The 17,371-nt window shown below is 61.8% G+C and carries 21 protein-coding genes; 8 read left to right on the top strand and 13 right to left on the bottom strand.

What is annotated here, in order from left to right; genetic code table 11:
• Positions 1-42: 42 nt before the first annotated feature.
• From V8J81_RS02680 to V8J81_RS02660, 5 genes are all read right to left on the bottom strand, one after another.
• The gene (locus tag V8J81_RS02680; RefSeq protein WP_368474210.1) at positions 43-555 is read right to left on the bottom strand and encodes a CarD family transcriptional regulator; all 513 of its coding nucleotides are present in this window, start codon (positions 553-555) and stop codon (positions 43-45) included.
• A gap of 298 nt (positions 556-853) precedes the next feature.
• Positions 854-1,189 carry a ferredoxin FdxA gene (fdxA, locus tag V8J81_RS02675; protein WP_368474209.1) on the bottom strand — a complete coding sequence of 112 codons (336 nt, stop codon included), beginning with the start codon at positions 1,187-1,189 and terminating at the stop codon, positions 854-856.
• A gap of 138 nt (positions 1,190-1,327) precedes the next feature.
• Complete coding sequence (locus V8J81_RS02670; RefSeq protein ID WP_368477584.1) at positions 1,328-1,684, bottom strand: RNA-binding S4 domain-containing protein; 357 nt, start codon at positions 1,682-1,684, stop codon at positions 1,328-1,330.
• The gene (locus V8J81_RS02665) at positions 1,681-4,467 is read right to left on the bottom strand and encodes a helicase-related protein (protein WP_368474208.1); all 2,787 of its coding nucleotides are present in this window, start codon (positions 4,465-4,467) and stop codon (positions 1,681-1,683) included. The genes V8J81_RS02670 and V8J81_RS02665 overlap by 4 nt, the downstream gene beginning before the upstream one ends.
• A gap of 102 nt (positions 4,468-4,569) precedes the next feature.
• Positions 4,570-5,121 (bottom strand): tetratricopeptide repeat protein, encoded by a 552-nt coding sequence (locus V8J81_RS02660; RefSeq protein WP_368474207.1) that lies wholly within the window; start codon positions 5,119-5,121, stop codon positions 4,570-4,572.
• A gap of 88 nt (positions 5,122-5,209) precedes the next feature.
• Here V8J81_RS02660 and V8J81_RS02655 point away from each other — a divergent pair, with 88 nt between their 5' ends.
• Both V8J81_RS02655 and V8J81_RS02650 read left to right on the top strand, forming a co-directional pair.
• Positions 5,210-5,509, top strand: coding sequence for an SCP2 sterol-binding domain-containing protein (locus tag V8J81_RS02655; RefSeq protein WP_368474206.1), 300 nt, complete (start codon positions 5,210-5,212; stop codon positions 5,507-5,509).
• Complete coding sequence (locus V8J81_RS02650) at positions 5,509-6,471, top strand: alpha/beta fold hydrolase (protein WP_368474205.1); 963 nt, start codon at positions 5,509-5,511, stop codon at positions 6,469-6,471. Before V8J81_RS02655 ends, V8J81_RS02650 begins: the two co-directional genes overlap by 1 nt.
• 145 nt (positions 6,472-6,616) lie before the next feature.
• Here the strand turns inward: V8J81_RS02650 and V8J81_RS02645 are convergent, their stop codons facing one another.
• Positions 6,617-7,300 (bottom strand): ABC transporter ATP-binding protein, encoded by a 684-nt coding sequence (locus V8J81_RS02645; protein WP_368474204.1) that lies wholly within the window; start codon positions 7,298-7,300, stop codon positions 6,617-6,619.
• Positions 7,293-8,597, bottom strand: coding sequence for a lipoprotein-releasing ABC transporter permease subunit (locus V8J81_RS02640; RefSeq protein WP_368474203.1), 1,305 nt, complete (start codon positions 8,595-8,597; stop codon positions 7,293-7,295). Before V8J81_RS02640 ends, V8J81_RS02645 begins: the two co-directional genes overlap by 8 nt.
• A gap of 126 nt (positions 8,598-8,723) precedes the next feature.
• On the opposite strand from V8J81_RS02640, the gene V8J81_RS02635 reads away from it, so the two are divergent.
• From V8J81_RS02635 to V8J81_RS02620, 4 genes are all read left to right on the top strand, one after another.
• Positions 8,724-9,092: a VOC family protein gene (locus V8J81_RS02635; protein ID WP_368474202.1), complete on the top strand. Its 369-nt coding sequence runs from the start codon at positions 8,724-8,726 to the stop codon at positions 9,090-9,092.
• Positions 9,093-9,557 (top strand): hypothetical protein, encoded by a 465-nt coding sequence (locus tag V8J81_RS02630; RefSeq protein WP_368474201.1) that lies wholly within the window; start codon positions 9,093-9,095, stop codon positions 9,555-9,557.
• A 19-nt stretch (positions 9,558-9,576) separates the two neighbouring features.
• The gene (locus tag V8J81_RS02625; RefSeq protein WP_368474200.1) at positions 9,577-9,969 is read left to right on the top strand and encodes a VOC family protein; all 393 of its coding nucleotides are present in this window, start codon (positions 9,577-9,579) and stop codon (positions 9,967-9,969) included.
• A gap of 65 nt (positions 9,970-10,034) precedes the next feature.
• Positions 10,035-11,159: a beta-ketoacyl-ACP synthase III gene (locus V8J81_RS02620; RefSeq protein WP_368474199.1), complete on the top strand. Its 1,125-nt coding sequence runs from the start codon at positions 10,035-10,037 to the stop codon at positions 11,157-11,159.
• Here the strand turns inward: V8J81_RS02620 and tdh are convergent.
• The 3 genes from tdh to V8J81_RS02605 form a co-directional block, all read right to left on the bottom strand.
• Entirely contained in the window at positions 11,156-12,187 is a 1,032-nt protein-coding gene (gene tdh / locus V8J81_RS02615) for an L-threonine 3-dehydrogenase (protein ID WP_368474198.1), read from the bottom strand. The two genes, V8J81_RS02620 and tdh, sit on opposite strands and share 4 nt — an antisense overlap.
• Positions 12,184-13,377, bottom strand: coding sequence for a glycine C-acetyltransferase (locus V8J81_RS02610; RefSeq protein WP_368474197.1), 1,194 nt, complete (start codon positions 13,375-13,377; stop codon positions 12,184-12,186). Before V8J81_RS02610 ends, tdh begins: the two co-directional genes overlap by 4 nt.
• A 209-nt stretch (positions 13,378-13,586) precedes the next feature.
• A complete protein-coding gene (locus tag V8J81_RS02605) occupies positions 13,587-14,060 on the bottom strand; it encodes a hypothetical protein (protein ID WP_368474196.1) in 474 nt (157 codons plus the stop codon).
• A gap of 106 nt (positions 14,061-14,166) precedes the next feature.
• On the opposite strand from V8J81_RS02605, the gene V8J81_RS02600 reads away from it, so the two are divergent.
• A complete protein-coding gene (locus tag V8J81_RS02600) occupies positions 14,167-14,757 on the top strand; it encodes a thymidine kinase (protein WP_368474195.1) in 591 nt (196 codons plus the stop codon).
• The gene (locus V8J81_RS02595) at positions 14,741-15,154 is read left to right on the top strand and encodes a hypothetical protein (RefSeq protein WP_368474194.1); all 414 of its coding nucleotides are present in this window, start codon (positions 14,741-14,743) and stop codon (positions 15,152-15,154) included. Before V8J81_RS02600 ends, V8J81_RS02595 begins: the two co-directional genes overlap by 17 nt.
• Before the next feature lie 34 nt (positions 15,155-15,188).
• On the opposite strand, the gene V8J81_RS02590 is transcribed toward V8J81_RS02595, so the two are convergent.
• The 3 genes from V8J81_RS02590 to proC are packed head-to-tail and all read right to left on the bottom strand — an operon-like array spanning position 15,189 to position 17,280.
• Complete coding sequence (locus tag V8J81_RS02590; RefSeq protein WP_368477583.1) at positions 15,189-16,136, bottom strand: 2-hydroxyacid dehydrogenase; 948 nt, start codon at positions 16,134-16,136, stop codon at positions 15,189-15,191.
• Complete coding sequence (locus V8J81_RS02585) at positions 16,133-16,474, bottom strand: tRNA-binding protein (RefSeq protein ID WP_368474193.1); 342 nt, start codon at positions 16,472-16,474, stop codon at positions 16,133-16,135. The genes V8J81_RS02590 and V8J81_RS02585 overlap by 4 nt, the downstream gene beginning before the upstream one ends.
• Positions 16,471-17,280, bottom strand: a complete 810-nt coding sequence (proC, locus tag V8J81_RS02580) for a pyrroline-5-carboxylate reductase (protein WP_368474192.1) — start codon at positions 17,278-17,280, stop codon at positions 16,471-16,473. Before proC ends, V8J81_RS02585 begins: the two co-directional genes overlap by 4 nt.
• Positions 17,281-17,371 lie beyond the last annotated feature (91 nt).

The raw sequence follows: 17,371 nt of genomic DNA, 5'->3' as shown, positions 1-17,371 counted from the left end.
TGTGAGCGCGGGATGTTGCCCGCCCTTTTCAGCGCTTGGGCGTTAAGCCGCCCGCTTGGACAGAACCTCAACCACCTGGGTTTGCGCGCCGGCTTCGTCCATACCTTTGACGGCGGCCAATTCGCGGGTCAGGCGCTCAAGCGCTGCTTCGTAAAGCTGCCGTTCGGAATAGCTCTGCTCACGCTGATCGTCGGCGCGGTGCAGATCGCGCACGACCTCCGCGATGGAAATCAGATCGCCCGAATTGATCTTCTGCTCATATTCTTGAGCGCGGCGCGACCACATAGCCCGCTTCACCCGTGCCTTGCCTTTCAGCGTGTCCATCGCCTTGGACACAACAGTCGGATCGCTCAGCGGACGCATGCCCACTTCAGTTGCCTTAGCGGTCGGAACGCGCAACGTCATCTTGTCCTTCTCGAACGAAATAACGAACAATTCCAGCTCAAGGCCCGCAACTTCCTGCTCCTCGATCGACACGATCTTGCCCACGCCGTGCGCGGGATAGACAACAAAATCATTGGGGCTGAACAGCTGGGGCTTGCGGGCTTTACTCATGCGTTTCATTTCCTTTTTGTGGCGCCGCGGCCTTTTGGGCGGCGCGGGATGCAGGCGTCAAAAACGCACCCGGCAAGCGCGAGCTTTCCGTTTGCGTTGGTTCAGAACTGCAGAGTTTCCGGGCCGATCAAGCGACCCCTGAGTGGTACAGACAGTGCGTTTCGTCCCGCATACATAGCACGAATCACCCCTGATTCCTAGGTTTCCGCTGCGCAGCGTTACCGAAGCCCCTAAAAATAGGGGGAATTCTTGGGTCAATATTGCTCACCCTTCGGCACTGCAGCACCGAATCGGGTGGTCAGCCGCCCTCACCCGCCGCTTCCGAGAAGAGCTCCATCTTTCCTTCTTTACCGTCCATCTCTTCCGCCGTGGGCAGCGGGTCTTTCTTGGTGATGATAACGGGCCAAAGCTCAGAATACTTGCGGTTGAACTCCACCCACTTCTCCATATCCGGCTCAGTGTCCGGGCGGATGGCATCGGCGGGGCATTCGGGTTCGCACACACCGCAATCAATGCATTCGTCAGGGTGGATCACCAACATGTTCTCGCCCTCATAGAAGCAATCCACGGGGCAGACTTCCACGCAGTCGGTGTACTTGCAGGCAATGCAGGCGTCGTTGACGATGTAGGTCATGGGCAGGCGGTCCTGGTCGGTCGATCTAGATGCCTGCTACGGCAGGGCGCTGGGGGATGCAATACGGCGAAATGGCCGCGTCACGCACATGTCAGGGATGTGTAAGTCAAAGTTTACACTTTGCCAAGTGACGTGGATTTACTCTGTGTCTCGAAAGGCTTCCAGATCGCGCCGGTCCTTCTTGGTTGGGCGCGGCCCAACCCGTGGCGGCACAGGCTCAGCCCGCGGGGTCAGGTCCTCATAGAGCGCCTGCGCCTCCGCCGCGGGGCCACGCCGCTTAGCCAAAGCCAATATCCGCACAACACGAATCTGGCGGCCTTGGGGGAAGGTCAGCACATGACCGGGGCTGACTTGCGTGGATGACTTCGAGACCTTGTCCCCATCCACGCGCACGGCACCATCGGACACTGCGCGCGCAGCGAGGCTGCGGGTCTTGAAGAACCGCGCCTGCCACAGCCAGCGATCCAGCCGGTCCTTTTGAACCGCTTCGCTCAGGACTTGTCCTTGAGCGCGGCCAGAACCGCGAACGGATTGTCCGGATCAACCTTGCCCGACTTCTCCGGCTTGGCGGAGTAGGTCTTGGGCTTGTCATCCCGTGGCGGGCGCTTGCCACCCTTGCTTTTGGGTTTGCCGCCCTGCGGCTTGCCGCGCTTGCCCTGTGGCGGGCCATCGGCACGGCGCGGGCGCTGTGCCCCACGGCCGCGCGGGGCCCATGTGAAGGTGTAGAAGACCTCCATTTCCGGCTCCGCTGCTTCGGCTTCGGAATCCGGCCGTACCGACACCTCTTCAGCGCTTTGTGCCTCTTTGGTGTCGGCTGGCTCAACAGCTACTTCGGTCGGCGTGGACTCTCCCTGAGCAGCTTCTTCCGTGGCGACCTCCTCGGTCTTTGCAGCCTCAGGCGCGGCCTTCACTTTCACTCGCTCGCCCGGCTCAGCCTTGTAGCCCAACCCGCCCATCAGATCGGCGAATTGCTCCAGTGTCAGGCCCGAAATGCTCAGCATATCGGGGTTGGCTTCAAACCCACCCCGGCTATCCTCGCCACGTAGCAGGTCCGCCAGCCGTTCCAGCATATCAATACGGATCGAGCGTGCCCCCGATACGCGGTACCCCGCCATCGTCGCGTGGCCCGCAGGCGCGCCCTCAACCGTCGGGATCGTCACCAGACCCGGCGGCGGGCTGTCGGGGAAGGAATCGAGCCCCTGCCACAACCCCCACATCACCAGACGCAGTCGAGTCGGCGCAGGCTTCAGCAGAAGCGGCAGGAAGATCGTGTATTGCCCGAACCGCACGCCATGTTTGCGAAGAAGCGCGCGCGCGTCCTGATCCAGCGCCTTGATATCATCGGCAATCTCGCCCCGCGGGACGACGCCGAAATTCTCCAGCAGTTGGAACGCCACACCGCGCGCCAGCCCAGTGATCGCCTCGTCTCGGCTCATCGCCAGAAGCGGCTCGAATTGCGCGGCCACGCGGCGGTCGATGAAATGCTGCAAGCGGCGCTGCACCTTCTGGACCACCTCGCCCCCCGCCGCCTCTTCATCCACGAACGCCTCGGCCACCGGCTTCATCGGGTCGTCGCCCTTCACCAACTTGCCGACCGCCTGATCGCCCCACATCAACCCGCCCTGCTCGGTCAGGTCGAATTCCGTATCGGGCGCGTTGTACATCCGGTCCGCGCGCAGGTGGAATTCGGGGCGCAGTGCCGCCATCGCTGCCTGCTGCAGCGTCTTCGCCTCATCCGGGGTCGCGGTTTCATCCATGCGAAAGCGGAAGCCCTCGATGCGGCCAAGCACCTGGCCCTCCACCGTCACTTCGCCCTGGTCGTTCACTTCAGCCACAAGGCTCTCCCTCTGCTTCAACCGGCGAAGGAGCATACTCGTCCGCCGATCGACAAATCTTTGTGTCAACGCAGTGTGAAGTGCGTCTGACAGTCGGTCTTCTACGGCACGGGTCGCGCCGCGCCAATGGCTTTCATCATCAACCCAGCCTTTGCGCTGTGCGACGTATGTCCACGTCCGAATATAGGCCAGACGTTTCGACAGCGTGTCGATGTCGCCCTGCACCCGATCAATGCGCTTGACCTGCCGCGCGAGCCAGTCGTCAGGCACGCGGCGCGTCTCATGCAGGAATTCGAAGATGCGCCCCAAAAGATCGGCATGCTCCGCGTGCGAAATCCCCCGGAAATCTGGAATATTGCAAACATCCCAAAGCAGCCGTACGGCCCGCGCATCGCCAAGGCGCGCTGCAATCTCAGGCCGGGCCACCAACGCTTTGAGCGCCTGAACGTCGTCCGCTTCCCGTGCCCGTGCCAGCCATTCATCGTCCGTGCGTTCTTCGAGCGAGGCGATCAGCCGCTCCGCCGTTCCAAACTCAAGGGCGGAATTCCGCCACATCAGCTTGCGCACCGGCGCGAAGCGATGCTCGACGATGGCCTCGGCCACCTGATCGTCCAACGTAGGCGCCTCACCCGTCACCCCAAAAGAGCCGTCCGAAGTATGCCGCCCCGCCCGCCCGGCAATCTGCGCCAGTTCATTCGGCCAAAGGTCGCGCATCTTGCGCCCGTCAAACTTGCGCAGACCCGAGAAGGCCACATGCCGAATATCGAGGTTCAGACCCATCCCGATGGCATCTGTCGCCACCAGCACATCCACATCGCCGTTCTGATACAACTCCACCTGCGCGTTGCGCGTCCGGGGCGAAAGCGCACCCATCACAACCGCCGCACCACCCTTCTGACGGCGCAGCAATTCGGCCATGGCATACAAGTTCTCAACCGAAAACCCGACAATCGCGGACCGAGGCGGCATCCGGCTGACCTTTTTCGAACCTGCATACACAAGCTGTGAGAAACGGTCCCGACGGATGAATTCTGCCCCTGGCACAAGCGCTGAGATTGCGGGCCGCATCGTCTCGGCCCCCAGAAACAGCGTCTCATGCAGGCCGCGCGCGTGCAGCAACCTGTCCGTAAACACATGCCCCCGCTCCGGGTCCGCGCACAGTTGGATCTCGTCAATCGCGACGAAATCCGCACCATTGCCCGTGGGCATGGCCTCCACCGTGCAGACCCAATATTGCGTCCGCTCCGGCACGATCCGCTCTTCGCCCGTGACCAACGCCACAACGGATGGCCCGCGAATAGCAACAATCTTGTCATAGACCTCTCGCGCCAGCAGGCGCAGCGGCAGGCCGATCACACCAGTGCGGTGCGCCAGCATCCGTTCGATGGCGTAGTGGGTCTTGCCGGTATTGGTCGGCCCCAGAACGGCAGCTATGCGTTTCATGTGTATGCGCCACCGTTTGTCGCAATCTGGGCGCGGCCCGCGCCCAAATCCATCATCATTGCTCTATCTGAGGGTCTCTGCCGTCCTCCGCAAGCCGAAAGACTACAACGCCTCGCCCTCTTCCTGCACATTCAGGTTGTTCAGCAAGCGCAGAATATCGGGCTGGTTGGGGTGCAAATCATGGGCCAGCTCATACGCCTCACGCGCACGGTCAAAATCACCCATATCCTCCAGCATCAACCCCATGGAGACCAAGGCCCCAAAATGCCGGGGCTCAAGTGCCAGAACCCGCTGCAAATCGGCAATCGCAGGCCCATACATCTGTTGCTCCACAAACAGCCGCGCCCGCGCGTTCCACCCTTCGGCAAAATCCGGCGCATGGTCTGTCAGCGCAGTCAAGTGGTCATACGCCGCGTCATAATCCTGCGCCTCGATTGCCTCGATCCCGCGCCGCAGCAGATAGTCCGCCGAGGCTGAACCCGAGATTTGCCAACGCTGATAGACTTCCTGCTCGACCACTTCCCAATTCCGAAGCTCCGGATTCGCCAGCCGGTCCAGAAAGTCGTCGACCGTCGATTGCGCCTGCGCAACTACGGGAAACCCGCAGATGACGGACGTAACGGCAAAGTTGATGATGCGTGATGGAAACGTCATGGTCCGGAACGTAGCATTCCTCGCACACAATGCTAGATCAAGTCTGCGAGAGGGTGATGCCTCCAAGGGATATCAAGGGACCAAAAAAATGGGCAATGCAATCATCGACGCTGCAGTGGCTGCGATTAACGATAAGCTGGGTGACGAGACGTTCGACGGCTCCGCCAAGTTCGAAATCGAAGGCGAAGGCGCCGTAATCGTCGACGGCACTGGCGCACGTGCCGCCGAAGACGGCGAAGCCGCCGACGTCACCATGTCCGCCGACACCGAAACCTTTCAGGAAATCATGTCGGGTGAGCTGAACCCCACCGCCGCCTTCATGTCGGGCAAGCTGACGCTGGATGGCGATATGGGCACAGCCATGAAACTGGGCGGTGTTCTCAGCTGATGTTGACAGGCACTGCACCCACCGGTCTGGAAACCGCACCGTTCTTCGCCGACATCGCCGAAGGACCTTCCGGTGCGGAAGCGTGGTGGGTGCACGCCGAAGATGGCACGCGGCTCAGGTTCGGCGTCTGGCCCTCAGGGACAAAAGGCACCGTCCTGATGTTTTGCGGCCGCACCGAGTATGTCGAGAAATACGGCCGCGTCGCGCAGGACCTCGCCGATGCGGGCTACGGCATGGTCAGCTTCGACTGGCGCGGGCAAGGCCTGGCAGACCGCCCACAACACGAACCGGGCGTGGGCCACGTCCTCAGCTTCGACGAATATCGCCAGGACGTCACCGCCTTCCGGGCCGCGATGGAGGCGCTGGATCTGCCCAAACCGTGGTACCTGATCGGCCATTCCATGGGTGGCTGCATCGGCCTGCGCGCGCTTTACGATGACTTGCCTGTAACGGCAGCAGCTTTCACTGGCCCGATGTGGGGCATCCAACTCACCCCGCTCCTGCGCTTCATCTCCCCGATCCTGATCGGCGGCAGCGCACTTCTGCGCCGCGACAACCGCTTCGCCACCACCACCGGCCCGTGGAAGGAAGAACCGTTCGAAGGCAACATCCTCACCACAGACCCCGACCAATACGCGTATATGAACCGCCAGATGGCAGCGCATCCGGAACTGACACTCGGTGGCCCCTCCTTCCGCTGGGTCGCCGCCGCCGAGGAAGAGGCCGAGGCGCTTATGGCCATGCCGCCCCTCGACCTGCCCGTCGTCACGATCGTCGGCTCTGATGAGACGCGCGTTTCCATCACCAATGCAGAGCAGCGCATGGAAAACTGGCCGGACGGGGAGTTCATCCTTGTCGACGGCGGTCGCCACGAAGTGCTGATGGAAAACCCCGAACGCCGAGGCCAGACGCTCAACGCGATCCTCGCGCATTTCGATGCCCATCCCGGCGCGCCAACCTAACCCCTTCCTTGTTTCGAGAATACCTCGGGGGTCAGCGTCTCTTCTCCTGGAAAAGGCGCGTCAGGGGTCTGCCCCCCCTGCCCTGCAAGCGGACAAACGAGGCGAAAAGCGTGCGGCGCTCGCCGCTCCTTTAGATCAGGTCAAATCAGGCCGCCACTAGCACGCCATCTTCCAGACGGATCACGCGGTCCATCCGCGCGGCCAGCTCATGATTGTGTGTCGCGATCAGCGCCGACAGACCCGTTCCCCGCACCAGCTCCATCAACACATCGAATACGGTGTCCGAGGTCGCCGGGTCCAGATTGCCTGTCGGCTCATCGGCCAGCATCAGCGCAGGTTGGTTCGCCAACGCCCGGCAAAACGCAACCCGCTGCTGTTCTCCACCAGACAATTCCGCCGGGCGATGGGCTGCCCGTGGCCCCAGACCCACACGCCCCAGCAAATCCGCCGCTCTTTGCTCCGCCGCACCGCGCGCCACCCCATTGGCCAGCTGTGGCAGGATGATATTCTCAGCCGCCGAGAACTCCGGCAGCAGATGGTGGAATTGATAGACAAACCCCACCCCCTCGCGCCGCGCCGCCGTGCGCGCCCGGTCAGAGGCCCCGGTCACAGCCTGACCACCGATCTCAACTGTGCCGCTGTCTGCCACGTCCAAGAGCCCCGCGATGTGAAGCAGCGTGGATTTTCCAGCACCCGAAGGTGCGATCAGCCCGACGATCTCACCCTTCGGGATGTCCACGGAAGCGCCGCGCAAGACCGCAATCTCGTTCGGCTTCCCGTGGTTATACGCTTTCTCGATCCCATCCAGTTTAAGCGCCAACTCACTCATACCGCAGCGCCTCCACCGGGTTCATCCGCGCCGCGCGCCGGGCCGGGAAGATCGTCACAACGAAGCTCAGTCCCAAAGCCAGCGACATCGACGTGACAACATCCCCCAGCTCCAACCGCGCCGGCAGGGCAGAGATCAGCCGCACCGACGGGTCCCAGACCCCGCCCCCGGCAATGTAGTTCACGAAGCTGAAGATCGGGTCGATCCAGATCGCAAAGGCGCAGCCTAGGATCACACCCATCAACGTGCCTGCGACCCCAATGGCCGAACCGCAGATGAAGAAGACCCGCAGGATTGCCCCCTCGCTCAGCCCGATGGTGCGCAGAATGCCAATGTCGCGGCTCTTGTTCTTCACCAGCATGATCAGACCCGACACGATGTTCATCGTCGCGATCAGCACGAGGATCGACAGGATGATGAACATAATGTTGTCCTCCATCTGCAGCGCCCTCAGATAGGCGCCAGAACTGTCCTCCCACGTCCAGATTTGCACATCGCCGGCCGCTTGCAGCAGGGGCAGCACGTACTGGTTGATCCGCTCCGGCTCGGCGACGGTGACTTGCACCTCGTCCGCGACACCATCGCGGTTAAAATAGACTTGCGCTTCGTCAAACGGGATGTAGACGCGGGTTCGGTCAATGTCGAAACGCCCCACCTGGAAGATGTACGCTATCTGAAAGGTCGACACGCGCGGACTGGTGCCAAACGCCGTCCGCGCCCCGTCGGGCGAGATCAGGCGGATGGAATCCCCCACATTCGCCCCTAGGTCACGCGCTACGCCTGACCCGATGGCAATGCCCGGCCCCATGGCCTCACCCTGCGGCTCTCCGAATTCCGACAGCGCGCCCTGGCTCCATTCCGGATCAGCAACCAGCGGAATTGTGGCCAGATCCTCGGGCGAGATGCCAATCACCTCCACGCCTGCATTGCGTCCCTGATAGGCCGATAGAACCTGCCCGCGGATCACCGCGGCGGCATGTTCCACTCCGTCGACGCCACGCACGGCCTCTGCCACAGCGTCGAAATCCTCCATAGTACGGTCCAGATTGCCCGCCGCGTCGCGCTCTACGATGTCATAGACCGCCACATGAGGGTTCGCGCCCAGGATGATGCCGACAAATTCGTAGCGAAACCCTGACCGCACCGCCAAAGTCGCGATCAATGCCATCACCGCCAGCGCAATGCCGATGAAACTGATCCAGGTCATCACACTGACCCCGCCCTCGGTCTTGCGGGCGCGCAGGTAGCGCCAGGCAATCAGGAACTCGTATTTCGAAAACGGGGCTGGGGATGCCATGTGCTCGTGCCTTTGTTGGTCTTAAGCGCAACCTCGCCATTCCTGTGGCCAAGTCAACCGAAACCCTTGTGATACAAGCGGATCGGCGTATCGTAACCGGATTATTGGTGTTCAGGAGTATTGGCCATGAAGCTCGGCGCGTCTTCCATGTCATTGTCCGTCAAGGACCTCGCCGCTTCTCGCGCCTTTTATGAGACGCTTGGCTTTTCCGCGATGGGCGGCGATCCGGACCATGGCTTTCTCATCATGAAAAACGGCGACACGCTGATCGGCCTTTTTCACGGGATGTTCGAGGGCAACATGTTGACCTTCAATCCTGGCTGGGATCAGAACGCGCAAAACCTTGACGATTTCGATGACGTGCGCGCCATCAAGGAGGTCGTCGCCAAGGCGGGCTACCCAGTGGAACAGGAACAGGGCGAGGCCGATGGTCCGGCCAGCTTCGTCACACGTGACCCTGACGGCAACATCATCCTGATCGACCAACATCGCTGAATGACGACCTTAAGGCCCCAGAAAGACGCCAAGGCGATTTACCAAGATGTGCTCGACACGATGGACGCACATATCGAGAACGGCGCGTTCGACGCCTTCGCTGCACGCATCATTCTACCTTACCGCGTTCAGACACACGAGACGACGCACCATGTTGAAGACCGATCTCAGTTGCGCGCAGGATTCGACGACATGCGTCACCGCATGACCCTGCGCAATATCGCGCGGCGTTCCCGACACTGCGCCTCTGCTACGTTCAAAGATGCCACCACGATCGAGGGGCATCACATCACCTGGCTCGTCACGGATGACCACACGATCGTCGAAAGCTACCAGGTCAGCAACACGCTGGCCTGTTCCGATGGCCTTTGGTGCATTGCCGGAAACGGATATTCCGGCGAACCTGACAGGCTGCCGCTCCACATGATCGAAGCGATGACCCGCTTAGCGCAGCAAAGCGACTGACGAAAATCAAGGACAATACATGATCGACCATTCTGGCCTGTCCGTCTCAGACTTCGCGCAGGCCCGCGCCTTCTATGACGCAGCCCTCGCGCCCCTCGCCATTACCTACCTCTTCACTGTGCCGCCGGAGCATACTGGCGGTGAACAGGTCGGCGGCTACGGCCGCGACCGCCCGCAATTCTGGATCAACGAAGGTGATGCGCAGAGCCCTCCCGTTCACTTCGCCTTCACCGCCGAAACCCGCGCAGACGTCGACGCCTTCCACGCCGCCGCCCTCAATGCGGGCGGCACGGACAACGGCGCGCCCGGCCTGCGCCCGCATTACCACGACAACTACTACGGCGCCTTCGTCCGCGACCCCGACGGCAACAACATCGAGGCCGTCTGCCACGCCCCCACCGACACGACGTAACGTCAGCCGCCTTGACGGCGCATTGCTTTCGCGCGCAAGTGAAGGCCCGCCAAAGGACGAAAGCCATGTTTGAACCAGCCATTACCGGATCGGGCGTTTTCACCCCCGAACTCAGCATCTCCAACGACGAACTTGTCGTGGCCTTCAACGCCTATGCCGATAAATGGAACGCCGACCACGCCGCCGAGATCGCGGCAGGTGAGGCCGAACCCATGGCCCATTCCTCCTCCGATTTCATCCACGCCGCCTCCGGCATCGAAAGCCGCTTCGTGCTGAACAAGGATGGTATCCTCGACCCCGACGCGATGCACCCCTGGCTCCCCGAACGCGCCATGGATGAGATCAGCGTCATGGCCGAAATGGGCGTCGATGCCTGCCGCAAGGCGCTCGACATGGCCGGCGTGGACGCAAGCGACGTCGACGCGGTCCTATGCGCCGCCTCCAACCACGAACGCGCCTACCCCGCCATCGCCATCGAAATCCAGCAGGCGCTCGGCACCGGCGGTTTCGGGTTCGACATGAACGTCGCCTGCTCCTCGGCCACCTTCGGCATTCAGGCCGCCGCCGACATGATCCGCTCTGGCTCCATCCGCAAAGCGCTGGTCGTGAACCCCGAAATCTGTTCTGCCCACCTCGAATGGCGCGACCGCGATTGCCACTTCATCTTCGGTGATGTCGCAACCGCCGTCCTGATCGAGCGCGCAGACGACGCCAAAGGCGCGCATTTCGCGATCAAATCCACCCGCTGCGCGACGCAATTCTCCAACAACATCCGCAACAACAACGGCTTCCTGCGCCGCACCCGCGACGGCCACATGGACGACCGGCGCGACATGCTCTTCATGCAAAACGGCCGTAAGGTCTTCAAAGAGGTGCTGCCGCTCGTCTCCAAACATATCGCAGACCACATGGCCGACACGGGCGTCACCGCCCTCGACCTCAAACGCCTCTGGCTGCATCAGGCCAACAAAACGATGAACGACTACATCGGCAAAAAGGTCTTGGGCCGCACACCGGAAGACGGCGAGCAACCCAACATCCTGCAAGACTACGCCAACACCTCCTCCGCAGGCTCCATCATCGCCTTCGCAAAATACTCCGACGACCTCGCCCCCGGCGACACCGGCATCATCTGCTCGTTCGGCGCGGGCTATTCCGTGGGCTCGGTGATCGTGGAACGCGCGGGCTAAACCGCGGTCCAATCAAGCACGACCTTTCCGCTCGACCCGCTCAGCATCGCGGCAAAGCCATCTTGATAGGCGGCAGCGGGAAACCGGTGGGTAATCACGCGCGACACGTCCAACCCGTTCTCAAGCATCGCGATCATCTTGTACCAGGTCTCGAAAATTTCGCGCCCGTAGACGCCCTTGATTGTGATCGCTTTGAAAACGATCCGGCTCCAATCCACCGGCGATTGGCCGGGCGGGATTCCCAACATCGCAATCCGTCCCCCCATCACCAGCGCTTCAACCATCTGATCGAACGCGCGCGCATTGCCCGACATCTCAAGGCCCACGTCGAAGCCTTCCTTCAGGCCGATCTCGGCCATCACATCCCGCAAATCCTCTTCCGCGACGTTCACGGTGCGAACGTCTGCGACCTGCGCCGCAAGGGCCAAGCGGTCGGGGTTTATGTCGGTCACCACAACGCGCCGCGCACCCACATGGCGCGCCACCGCGGCCGCCATGATCCCGATCGGCCCCGCGCCCGTGATCAACACATCTTCTCCCACCAGATCAAAGCTCAGCGCCGTGTGAACCGCGTTCCCAAGCGGGTCGAGGATCGCGCCGATATCATCGGGGATCGCATCGGGTAGCTTCACGACATTGAAGGCAGGCAGGGCCAGGAATTCGGCAAACGCCCCCGGCGCATTCACACCCACGCCCCGCGTGCCGGGATCGAGGTGGAATTTCCCGGCCCTTACCTGCCGCGAGTCCTGCCCGATCAGATGCCCCTCCCCCGAACAGCGTTGACCGATCTTCAGATCCTTCACCGCGCCGCCAAGCTCCACGATTTCGCCCGCAAATTCGTGGCCCACAATCATCGGCACCGGCACCGTGCGGCTGGCCCAGTCATCCCAATTCCAGATGTGGATGTCGGTGCCACAGATGCCGGTCTTGTTGATGCGGATCAGAACCTCATCCGGTCCGATCTCGGGCACCGGAACATCCTGAAGTCTCAGGCCTTCGGCGGCCTCTGCCTTGACCAACGCCTTCATCTTATCGCTCCTACCGTCCGACCGGCTTCGGCGAACGCCTCAAGCCCTCGATCCAGATCATCGCGCGTGAGTGCCGCGTTCATCTGCGTGCGGATGCGCGCGAGGCCTTTGGGCACAACCGGAAAGAAAAAGCCCGAAACGTAGACCCCAAGCTCGAACAACCGTGCCGCCATATCCTGCGCCAGTTTCGCGTCGCCCAACATGACCGGGATGATCGGATGTGATCCGGGCAACAAATCGAACCCCAGATCGGTCAGGCCCGAGCGCCAATAGGCAGCGTTCTCGAACAAGCGCGCTCGCAGATCAACGCCTTTCTCGACCAGATCCAGCGCCACCAGCGACGCAGCACAGACCGACGGCGGCAACGCATTCGAAAACAGGTAGGGCCGCGCCCGCTGGCGCAACATGTCGATCACCGGCTGCGGCCCGGCGATATAGCCGCCGATGGCCCCGCCAAGCGCCTTGCCCAAGGTGCCGGTCAGGATATCGACCTGTGCCTCCACGCCGAAATGATGCGGGGTGCCGCGCCCACCCGGCCCCATGAAGCCCGTCGCATGGCAATCATCGACCATCACTACCGCCCCGTAGCGGTCTGCCAACGCGGTCAGCGCAGGCAGATCAGCCAAGGTGCCGTCCATTGAAAACACGCCATCGGTTGCGATCATGATGTGGCGCGCCCCGGCGGCACGCGCCGCCTTCAACTGCGCCTCCAGGTCGGCCATGTCGGAATTCGCGTAGCGATACCGCTGCGCCTTGCACAGGCGGATGCCGTCAATGATCGACGCATGGTTCAGCGCGTCCGAGACAATCGCATCCTCAGGGCCAAGCAGTGGCTCGAACAGGCCACCATTCGCGTCGAAGCAGGCCGCGAACAGGATTGCATCGTCCTTGCCAAGAAAGGCCGCCAGGCGCGTTTCCAACGCGCGGTTCAGCCTGTGGGTGCCGCAGATGAAGCGCACGGACGCCATGCCATATCCCGCTTCGTCCAGCGCCTCTTTCGCGGCCTCGGCCAAGGCCGGGTGATCCGCCAGCCCCAGGTAATTGTTCGCACACAGGTTCAGGACGTCTCGCCCCGCCACATCGATCCGTGTCGCTTGGGCCGATCCAATCGGACGTTCAACCTTGTAAAGGCCATCGTCGCGGATCTGGCCAAGCGTTTCGCTGAGGTGAGAGAGGAAATCTTCGCGCATTCGTCGGCTCCTTTCCCCCCGGACCCTACGCGCGCGATGCCCCGTCGCTAAGACATTAGCGACATTTCCAGCCGCCCTCAGGCCATGCCCGCCCTCCCATTGACGCCAATGGTGGGCCGATCAAAAGGTAAAGAAAGAGTAAACAAAATCGCGTTTCTCTTTTCTTTTCAGCCGCCTAACCCTGCTGCTCACGCGTGAGCACCAGTGGCTCAAGACCGGCTATCGGCCTCCAGCCGCAGCTTCATCTCGATCAACACCTTCTGCAGCTCCAACGTCTCTTCCAGCAAGCGACGCGCTTCATTCACCGAGATCACGCCATCCTCGATCGAGATCTGGTATTCCCCCATCAGCGTCGCAAACCGCTGGCTCAACGCAATGACGTTGGCATTCACATTGCCATGGTTGTCGCCCCGCATCGCATTGCGTTTCTCGGCACCATAGCTGAGCGAGCCGCCATTTAATTCCGCCAAAGCCGCCGTCACATGCGGGAATGAGGCCTCCGCCTCCAATGCCGCCACTGCATCCACCGGCATGAACCGGTCCGCATGCTCATCACTTTCCGAGAAATAGCGCCCCAGCGTCGCCTTGGATCGCCCCGTCAGATCACAGGCCGCAGCATATCCCACATCCTTGATCAGGCGCTCCGTGTGGCGCTTCAAATAGCCCTTGGCCGTCTCGGTCATCGTCCTATCCCCTTGCTCACTCCAGCAAAGCCGCTTCCGCCCCTATTCGTCAACGCCCATAGCCTCAGTCTTGTCAGTCCGCCCCTCATGGGCCAAACCATGCCGCATGGCAAAGCTCTATTTCCATTATTCCACCATGAATGCGGGCAAATCGACCCTGCTGTTGCAAGCCTCCTACAACTATATCGAACGGGGCATGCAAACCTACCTGCTGACCGCCAATTTCGACGACCGCGCGGGTGTGGGCAAAATCGGCTCTCGCATTGGAATCGAGGCCGAAGCCGACACCTACACGCAGGCCGATGACCTCTTCGCCAAGATCAAGACGCGACTAGATGCGGGCCCCTGCGCCTGCGTGCTGGTGGATGAGGCGCAGTGGATGACCCGCGAGCAGGTCTGGCAACTGGCCCGCGCTGTCGATGATCTGGGCGTGCCCGTCATGGCCTACGGCCTGCGCGTGGATTTCCGGGGGGAGCTCTTTCCCGGCTCCGCCGCCCTTCTGGCGCTGGCCGACGAAATGCGGGAGGTCCGCACGATCTGTCATTGCGGAAAGAAGGCAACCATGGTGATCCGCGTGGGTGAAGACGGCAAAGCGGTGCGCGAAGGCGCGCAGATCGAGGTTGGCGGCAACGACCGCTATGTCAGCCTTTGTCGGAAGCATTTCCGGGAGGAAACCGGCGATGCATCGCGCGTTTAGGATCGGTCTTGTACTGCTTCCATGGCTCGGGGTGTTGTTCCTGAGTTACCTGCTGCTTGAACGAAATTTGTCGGTTTGGTGGGACACGTCCAGCGCGGCCCACAGCGCGGCCAGGTCGAGTTATTATGCTGAACTCGCGTTTGAAGGTTGTGTGAGCCAAGACGCGGTCATCGCAACAGCAGAAGCGCGCAACTGGCCGGTCCGGATCATGGATGAACCTCTGCATTGGTGCCATGCTCCGACTGGACTGACGGATTGGGTGCATGTGGAAATTTCCCCACCCCTGCCCTTCTCCACCGAAGATGAAAACGCAGCCTTTATCGCGTTCGATGAAAACGGATGCATGGCCCGTTGGGAGTACGGAAGCGGCGAAGGCAGCACCTGCCCGGACCACTAAACCAGTGCAGTGCTGCATGCGCCGCTAAGAGCGCTCAAACAGCGTTTGGCGCCGGTTTGCCCTCGGAAAACGCGATCACGTTATCTAACGCCATCCGCCCCATATCCTCCCGCACTTCCAGCGCTGCGGTGCCCAAGTGCGGGAGCAGCGTGACGTTCTCCATCGCCATCAATTCGTCGGGGATCGCAGGCTCGAACTCGTAAACGTCCAACCCCGCTCCCGCGATGCGCTTGACGGTCAGGGCAGCGACCAAAGCGGCCTCATCCACCACATCGCCGCGTGCGATATTCGCGAAGATCGCGTGGCGTTGCATCATCGCAAACTGATCTGAACCCATCAGGTGATACGTCTCCGCCCCACCCGGCGTGGCCAGCACAACGATATCGGCCCCAGCGAGCGCGGTTTCCATCGGAAGCTGTTCCGCCGGGAAATCGACCTGCTTGGGCGATCGATTCACGTAAACGATCCGGCAACCGAACCCGAAGTGGCAACGCCGCGCGATGGCTTGGCCGATCCGGCCCATCCCGATGACGCATACGGTCTTGCCCGAGACATGCATGCCCAACATCTGGGTCGGGTGCCATCCCTCCCACTGGCCCGCACGGACCATCCGTTCGCCTTCGCCTGCACGGCGTGCGGTCATCAGGATCAGCGTCAGAGCCGTATCGGCGGTTGCGTCGGTCACGGCGCCCGGTGTGTTTGAGACCTCAAGCCCTGCAGCGCGCGCGGCGTCTACGTCGATATGGTTGTAGCCCACGCCGAAATTCGCCAGCAGCTTTGCACGGATCTCACCCGCCTCCTCAAAGGCGGGTGCGCGGAAGGCATCACCGAGGGTGGGCAGGATCAGGTCGTAGTCACGCAAAGCCGCCACGCACTCCGCGTGGTCCATCGGCTGGGTGGTTGTGCGGCACGTCACGTCAAAGCGCGCCTCTGCGGCCTCCATCACACTTTCGGGCAGGCGGCGGGATACGAGAAGTTTCAGCACATGCGCTCTCCGTTCGGGACCGGTTTGTCAGGGGACAGCAAGACGACGCCGCCACCCTCATCATGCAAACCTAGGACAAGCACCTCGGACATCACGGGGCCAATTTGCCGGGGCGGAAAATTCACCACACCGATAACCTGTTTGCCGACCAAAGCCTCGGGCGTGTAGTGCACTTTGATCTGGGCCGAGGATTTGCGCTCACCGATCTCCCCTCCGAAATCGACCCACAGCTTGATCGCCGGTTTGCGGGCCTCGGGGAAATCCTCGGCTCGCGTGATTGTGCCCACACGAATATCGACGGCCATGAACTGGTCGAATTCGATCTGGTCGCTCATTTCCGCAACTCCCGGCTGCGCGCGGTCGCGGCGGCGACGGTGCGGCGCATCAAAGGGGCTAATCCGTTTTCGCCCATTAGGACTTCAAGCCCGGCTTGCGTTGTGCCGTTTGGTGAAGTGACGTTGATGCGGAGTTGTTCCGGCGTTTCGTCGGCCTCTTCCGCCAGAACGCCTGCGCCTGCTACGGTCGCCTTCGCCAGTTGCATGGCCATGTCTTCCGGCAAGCCCTCGGCCCGCGCAGCGGCCGCCAGTGTATCGATCATGTAGAAAATATAGGCGGGACCAGAGCCAGAGATGCCGGTAACAGCGTCAATCTGCGCCTCTGTCGTCAGACGGACAACCTGACCAATGGTCGACAGCATATTCTCGGCCAGATCCAGATCCTCTGCCGTAGCATCTGCATTGCCGACAATCGCTGTGATCCCTTTGCCCACTGCCGCAGGCGTATTGGGCATCGACCGCACAACGCGCGTGCTCTCGCCAAAGGCGCGTTCATAGGTCTGGATCGGAGTGCCCGCCGCAACCGACAGGATCAGCGTTTCGCCACCGCCAAAGCGGGCGGCTTGCGGCAACGCTTCTTCCATCATCTGGGGCTTCACGGCGATCATCAGAACAGCTGGGTTTTCGGGAAGGTCCGCGTTGATCTGCACGCCAGAACTCTGCACCCAGTCTGACGGGTTTGGGTCGATCACATAAACCGCATCGGCGCGCAGACCGCCCGCAAGCCAGCCTTGCAGCATGGCCGAGCCCATCTTGCCGCAACCGAGCATCACCAGCCCGCGCGCGTTGATCTGAGATAGATCCATCTCTGCCTCCCCCCGGCAACAGCTAGACGGGCAAAAAAACATCCACAGGCTTGGAAGACCAGCCCGCGGAATCCCGCAAGCCCGAGGCACT

This window comes from Gymnodinialimonas sp. 202GB13-11, assembly GCF_040932485.1.
GTDB lineage: Bacteria > Pseudomonadota > Alphaproteobacteria > Rhodobacterales > Rhodobacteraceae > Gymnodinialimonas > Gymnodinialimonas hymeniacidonis.
This window is presented reverse-complemented; position numbering and strand designations above follow the sequence as displayed.

Excerpts from the sequence above, each read along its gene's own strand:
- V8J81_RS02600 (WP_368474195.1), top strand. The coding sequence starts at position 14,167 with ATGGCAAAGCTCTATTTCCATTATTCCACCATGAATGCGGGCAAATCG.
- V8J81_RS02620 (WP_368474199.1), top strand. The coding sequence starts at position 10,035 with ATGTTTGAACCAGCCATTACCGGATCGGGCGTTTTCACCCCCGAACTC.
- V8J81_RS02605 (WP_368474196.1), bottom strand. The coding sequence starts at position 14,060 with ATGACCGAGACGGCCAAGGGCTATTTGAAGCGCCACACGGAGCGCCTG.
- V8J81_RS02625 (WP_368474200.1), top strand. The coding sequence starts at position 9,577 with ATGATCGACCATTCTGGCCTGTCCGTCTCAGACTTCGCGCAGGCCCGC.
- V8J81_RS02630 (WP_368474201.1), top strand. The coding sequence starts at position 9,093 with ATGACGACCTTAAGGCCCCAGAAAGACGCCAAGGCGATTTACCAAGAT.
- V8J81_RS02585 (WP_368474193.1), bottom strand. The coding sequence starts at position 16,474 with ATGAGCGACCAGATCGAATTCGACCAGTTCATGGCCGTCGATATTCGT.
- V8J81_RS02595 (WP_368474194.1), top strand. The coding sequence starts at position 14,741 with ATGCATCGCGCGTTTAGGATCGGTCTTGTACTGCTTCCATGGCTCGGG.
- V8J81_RS02660 (WP_368474207.1), bottom strand. The coding sequence starts at position 5,121 with ATGACGTTTCCATCACGCATCATCAACTTTGCCGTTACGTCCGTCATC.
- V8J81_RS02640 (WP_368474203.1), bottom strand. The coding sequence starts at position 8,597 with ATGGCATCCCCAGCCCCGTTTTCGAAATACGAGTTCCTGATTGCCTGG.
- V8J81_RS02655 (WP_368474206.1), top strand. The coding sequence starts at position 5,210 with ATGGGCAATGCAATCATCGACGCTGCAGTGGCTGCGATTAACGATAAG.
- V8J81_RS02645 (WP_368474204.1), bottom strand. The coding sequence starts at position 7,300 with ATGAGTGAGTTGGCGCTTAAACTGGATGGGATCGAGAAAGCGTATAAC.
- proC (WP_368474192.1), bottom strand. The coding sequence starts at position 17,280 with ATGGATCTATCTCAGATCAACGCGCGCGGGCTGGTGATGCTCGGTTGC.
- V8J81_RS02680 (WP_368474210.1), bottom strand. The coding sequence starts at position 555 with ATGAGTAAAGCCCGCAAGCCCCAGCTGTTCAGCCCCAATGATTTTGTT.
- V8J81_RS02665 (WP_368474208.1), bottom strand. The coding sequence starts at position 4,467 with ATGAAACGCATAGCTGCCGTTCTGGGGCCGACCAATACCGGCAAGACC.
- V8J81_RS02610 (WP_368474197.1), bottom strand. The coding sequence starts at position 13,377 with ATGCGCGAAGATTTCCTCTCTCACCTCAGCGAAACGCTTGGCCAGATC.
- fdxA (WP_368474209.1), bottom strand. The coding sequence starts at position 1,189 with ATGACCTACATCGTCAACGACGCCTGCATTGCCTGCAAGTACACCGAC.
- V8J81_RS02650 (WP_368474205.1), top strand. The coding sequence starts at position 5,509 with ATGTTGACAGGCACTGCACCCACCGGTCTGGAAACCGCACCGTTCTTC.
- V8J81_RS02635 (WP_368474202.1), top strand. The coding sequence starts at position 8,724 with ATGAAGCTCGGCGCGTCTTCCATGTCATTGTCCGTCAAGGACCTCGCC.
- tdh (WP_368474198.1), bottom strand. The coding sequence starts at position 12,187 with ATGAAGGCGTTGGTCAAGGCAGAGGCCGCCGAAGGCCTGAGACTTCAG.